Source organism: Corynebacterium sp. MSK044, from assembly GCF_030232825.1.
Classification (GTDB): Bacteria; Actinomycetota; Actinomycetes; order Mycobacteriales; family Mycobacteriaceae; genus Corynebacterium.
Map to the genome: position 1 here is coordinate 1 of NZ_JASPJJ010000038.1, position 4,317 is coordinate 4,317.

Here is a 4,317-nt window from a genome sequence, read left to right on the forward strand (position 1 = left end):
GCCGGACGCTCCTAAATCCACACGAAATGTCCCTTAGTGCGACACGCCGCAAATCCACACGAAATGTCCCTTAAGCCGCTTAACCCAAAGGCGGCAAGGCCAGGACCAAGGGCGGGAATGCGGAAACCCGCCAGCCGATCACGGCTGACGGGTTCCACGTGCTGTGGAGCATAGGAGAATCGAACTCCTGACCTCCTCCTTGCAAGGGAGGCGCTCTACCAATTGAGCTAATGCCCCTTTGTTCCGAACTGGTGGGCCTAGCAAGAATCGAACTTGCGACCTCATCGTTATCAGCGATGCGCTCTAACCGACTGAGCTATAGGCCCGCTCGGAACTTCTAGAACATTACCCAGGCGACCCGCACAAACACAAATCGCCTGGTTAATGCCCTAATTAGTGAGTAGCCAACACTAGCTAAACACACGCTAAAACTAGTTTGTCAGCTCCACTTCCACGCCACCCACAAGCCCAGTGAGGGCGTTGTAGATGAAGGCGGTGAGCGGGGCCATGAGTGCCACGAACACCACGCCGATGGCGCCGAGAAGAGCGGCGATGGCGAGGACGAACGGGAAGTTAATCGCCGTGTCCCCACCCACACCGCTGATCAGGGAGTTCATGGACGCGACGACGCCGAAGGCGTCGACGGCCACGTACAGGATCGACACCGCGATGAGCCACGCGGCGAAGCCGACGAGCGCCATGCAGATGCCGACCTTGAAGGCGCTCATCGGGTTGATGTGCGTCACGGTCACGTTGCGTGAGGCCATGCGTTACTCCTCAGACTCCGAAGACTCCGAAGACTTCGCGGACTCAGCCGAAGCAGCCCCTGCCACGTCCTCCAGAGTCTTCTCACCCTTGGCCACGGCGGTGGCTTCCTCTTCGCCTTCGTCTTCGACGTTGACGTCGATGGCGAGGAGGTCAACGCCGTCCGCAAGATCCACGAGGCGGACGCCCATGGTGGCGCGCGACGACGGGCGGATCTGGTTGACTTCGGTGCGGATGACGCCGCCAGCAGACGTGATGGCGAAGATTTGGTCGTCTTCTTCCACGGCCAGTGCGCCAATGAGTTTGCCGCGCTTCGGGGTGTACTTGAAGGTCATGACACCCAGGCCACCACGGCCTTGCGGGGAGTATTCCTCGATTGGGGTGCGCTTGCCGTAGCCGCCGGAGGTGGCCACGAGGAGGTAGTCGCCGTCCTTGACGGTGGTCATGGCCAGCAGCTGGTCGTCGCCGCGGAAGCGCATGCCCTTCACGCCGGCGGTGGCGCGGCCCATCGGGCGGAGCTGGTCATTGTCCGCGGTGAAGCGGATGGCCTGGCCTTGCTCGGAGACAAGCAGGATGTCACTGTCTTCGCTGACCAGGGATGCGCCGATGAGGGCGTCGCCTTCGTTGAGGTTGATGGCGATGAGGCCGGCGGAGCGCGCGGACTCGTAGTCGGTCAGGCGGGACTTCTTCACACGGCCGTCGCGGGTGGCCAGGACCAGGTACGGGGCGTCCTGGTAGGTCTGGATCTGGATGATCTGGGCGATCTTCTCCTCCGGCTGGAATTCCAGCAGGTTTGCCACGTGCTGGCCACGTGCGGTGCGGCCGGCCTCCGGCAGTTCGTACGCCTTCAACCTATAAACGCGGCCGAAGTTGGTGAAGAAGAGGATCCAGTCGTGGGTGGAGCAGATGAAGAAGTTCTTCACCACGTCGTCCTGCTTCAGCTCAGCGCCGCGCACGCCCTTGCCGCCGCGCTTCTGCGACTTGTAGGCGTCCACCTTGGTGCGCTTTGCGTAGCCGGTTGCGGTGATGGTGACCACGACGTTTTCGCGCGCGATGAGGTCTTCTTCGGTCACATCGCCGGTTGCGGCGACGATGTGGGTGCGGCGTTCATCGCCATGCTTATCGACGACCTCCGCCAGCTCCTCCGCCACAATCGCCCGCTGGCGCTCCGGCTTGGCCAGGATGTCCTTGTAGTCGGCGATCTCGGCCTCAATAGCGGCCAAGTCATCGACGATCTTCTGGCGTTCCAGGGCTGCCAGACGGCGCAGCTGCATGGCGAGGATGGCGTCGGCTTGGATCTCGTCGACGTCGAGAAGCTTCATCAGGCCTGCGCGGGCTTCGTCGACCGTTGGGGAACGGCGAATGAGCGCGATGACCTCATCGAGCATGTCCAGTGCTTTGACCAGGCCGCGCAGGATGTGCGCGCGCTTTTCCGCTTCGTCGAGGCGGAACTGGGTGCGGCGGACGATGACCTCGATCTGGTGTGCCACGTAGTAGCGCAGCATCTGGTCGAGGCGGAGGGTGCGCGGGACACCGTCGACAAGCGAAAGCATATTGGCGCTGAAGTTGGACTCGAGCGGCGAGTGCTTGTACAGGTTGTTCAGCACAACGCGCGGCACGGCGTCGCGCTTGAGGGTGATGACGATGCGCATGCCCACGCGGTCCGAGGACTCATCCTCGATCTTGGAGATGCCGGTGAGCTTGCCCGCGGAGACCTGCTCGGCGATGCCGGAGATGAAGTTATCCGGGTTGACGTTGTACGGCAGCTCCGTGATCACGATGACCTGGCGGGTGCCCACTTCCTCGATCTCGCTGACACCGCGCATACGGATGGAGCCGCGGCCGGTGGTGTAGGCATCCTTGATGCCCTGATCACCGACGATGAGGCCGGCGGTGGGGAAATCCGGGCCCTTGACGCGTTCCATGCACGCATCCAGGGTGGTCTTCTCGTCTGCGTCGTAGTTATCCAGGATCCAGTAGATGGCCTCTGCCAGCTCGCCCAGGTTGTGGGGCGGGATGTTGGTGGCCATACCCACGGCGATACCGGAGGAGCCGTTGAGCAGCAGGTTTGGCACACGGGACGGGAGCACGTCCGGCTCTTGCGCCTTGCCGTCATAGTTCGGGGAGAAGTCCACCGCGTTCTCACGGATATCGCGCACCATCTCCATGGACAGCGGCGTCATCTTGCACTCCGTGTAACGCATAGCCGCCGGGCCGTCATTACCGCGGGAGCCGAAGTTACCCTGGCCGTCTACCAGCGGGTAACGCATGACCCACGGTTGGGCGAGGCGCACCAGCGTGTCATAAATAGCGGAGTCACCGTGCGGGTGGAACTGACCCATCGTGTCAGACACCGGGCGCGCGGACTTTACATAAGAACGCTCCGGGCGGTAGCCGGAGTCATACATTGCGTAGATGATGCGGCGGTGCACCGGCTTCATGCCGTCGCGCACATCAGGCAGTGCGCGGCCGACGATGACGCTCATGGCGTAGTCGATGTAGCTAGTCTGCATCTCCTCATTGATGTCAATGGGGAGGATGCGGTCGCCGAGCTCACCGCCGAAAATATCGTCACTCAAGGTGTTGGCCTTTCAATTAGAGATAGATCCTCTAGGCAGTTTACGCGCCTTCTGCGTCTTTGGGCCTATGCCATGCGGTATCAGAGTGATACCATCACGCCATGGCTATGACCCTCAGGTTGTCCGCTGAAGAGGACCGCGCCCTCGTGCTACTGGCCAGCGCGTGGGGCTGCAGCAAGCAAGAAGCCGCCAAGCGCGCCATCGCCATCGCTGCGACCAGATTGCTTGACGACGCCTCCATTCACTCCCTCGCCCACGAGACCATCCCCGGCCGCCCCGCCCTGGCCGCCCGCATCCGCCGGGCACGACCACATGAGGCGGACTAGAGGCTGAGCAGAAACCAATGACACCCCTTACCCCCGAACAACTCCTCATCATCGCCGATGAGAGCTGCGCGAAGTGGTCCACCGCCGTGCGCAGTTTCTCCGCCATCTGCGCCGCCGCCGCCATTCCCGGCGCGCACATCGAGGGCATCCCCGTCTTCGACTCCCCCACCGCTGCCGCTGCTGCTCTCGCCCGCGGGATCGAACGCCTGGAGCCGCTCACGGCTTTCAACAAGGAGTTCGCCATTGTCGCCGCGGAAATCTACCTGCGCCGCTAGCATCACTTTCAGCGGCAATCTTCCCGGGGTAGAATCCGTGGCATGAAGAAGCTCACGTCTGCTGCGCTAGCAGCCGCACTGTCCGCCTCCCTACTGGTGACCCCCACCGTTGTGGCTGCCGAGGGCCCCACCACCAGCTCCACCGATTCCGTACGGAAGAACACGGACAACGCCAACGCCCTTCCGCCGGGCGCGGAAGCGCCAGAGCAGCCACCGTTCGGCAGCGCCTACACCGGTTTTGCCCCACTATCAGTTTTCCTCGCCTTCGCTGCCACAGCAGGTGTTCTGGCGTTGATTGTTCAGACCACCGATTTAGTAACGCCATGGTGAGGATCGAGTAACGCCCGGGTGAGTATCCAGTAACACCCGGGC

At 62.5% G+C, this 4,317-nt stretch carries 5 protein-coding genes and 2 tRNA genes; 3 read left to right on the forward strand and 4 right to left on the reverse strand.

Going from position 1 to position 4,317, the window contains the following annotated elements; genetic code table 11:
* Positions 1 to 164: 164 nt before the first annotated feature.
* From QP994_RS10855 to gyrA, 4 genes are all read right to left on the reverse strand, one after another.
* Positions 165 to 237: transfer RNA gene (locus QP994_RS10855), tRNA-Ala, on the reverse strand.
* A 12-nt stretch (positions 238 to 249) separates the two neighbouring features.
* Positions 250 to 326, reverse strand: a tRNA-Ile gene (locus QP994_RS10860).
* Between the two features lie 105 nt (positions 327 to 431).
* Complete coding sequence (locus QP994_RS10865; protein ID WP_284866793.1) at positions 432 to 767, reverse strand: DUF3566 domain-containing protein; 336 nt, start codon at positions 765 to 767, stop codon at positions 432 to 434.
* 3 nt (positions 768 to 770) lie between these two features.
* On the reverse strand, positions 771 to 3,344 hold the full coding sequence (gyrA, locus tag QP994_RS10870; RefSeq protein ID WP_284866794.1) for a DNA gyrase subunit A: 2,574 nt from the start codon (positions 3,342 to 3,344) through the stop codon (positions 771 to 773).
* Positions 3,345 to 3,445: 101 nt separating this feature from the next.
* On the opposite strand from gyrA, the gene QP994_RS10875 reads away from it, so the two are divergent.
* From QP994_RS10875 to QP994_RS10885, 3 genes are read left to right on the forward strand one after another with little or no spacing between them, the layout of a single operon-like run.
* On the forward strand, positions 3,446 to 3,670 hold the full coding sequence (locus tag QP994_RS10875; protein ID WP_284856282.1) for a CopG family transcriptional regulator: 225 nt from the start codon (positions 3,446 to 3,448) through the stop codon (positions 3,668 to 3,670).
* 17 nt (positions 3,671 to 3,687) lie between these two features.
* A complete protein-coding gene (locus QP994_RS10880; protein ID WP_284866795.1) occupies positions 3,688 to 3,945 on the forward strand; it encodes a TetR family transcriptional regulator in 258 nt (85 codons plus the stop codon).
* 42 nt (positions 3,946 to 3,987) lie between these two features.
* Entirely contained in the window at positions 3,988 to 4,275 is a 288-nt protein-coding gene (locus QP994_RS10885; protein WP_284866796.1) for a hypothetical protein, read from the forward strand.
* Positions 4,276 to 4,317 lie beyond the last annotated feature (42 nt).

Bases quoted from the DNA above. Each gene is read 5' to 3' on its own strand.
- QP994_RS10865 (WP_284866793.1), bottom strand. From the start codon at position 767: ATGGCCTCACGCAACGTGACCGTGACGCACATCAACCCGATGAGCGCC.
- QP994_RS10875 (WP_284856282.1), top strand. From the start codon at position 3,446: ATGGCTATGACCCTCAGGTTGTCCGCTGAAGAGGACCGCGCCCTCGTG.
- QP994_RS10880 (WP_284866795.1), top strand. From the start codon at position 3,688: ATGACACCCCTTACCCCCGAACAACTCCTCATCATCGCCGATGAGAGC.
- QP994_RS10885 (WP_284866796.1), top strand. From the start codon at position 3,988: ATGAAGAAGCTCACGTCTGCTGCGCTAGCAGCCGCACTGTCCGCCTCC.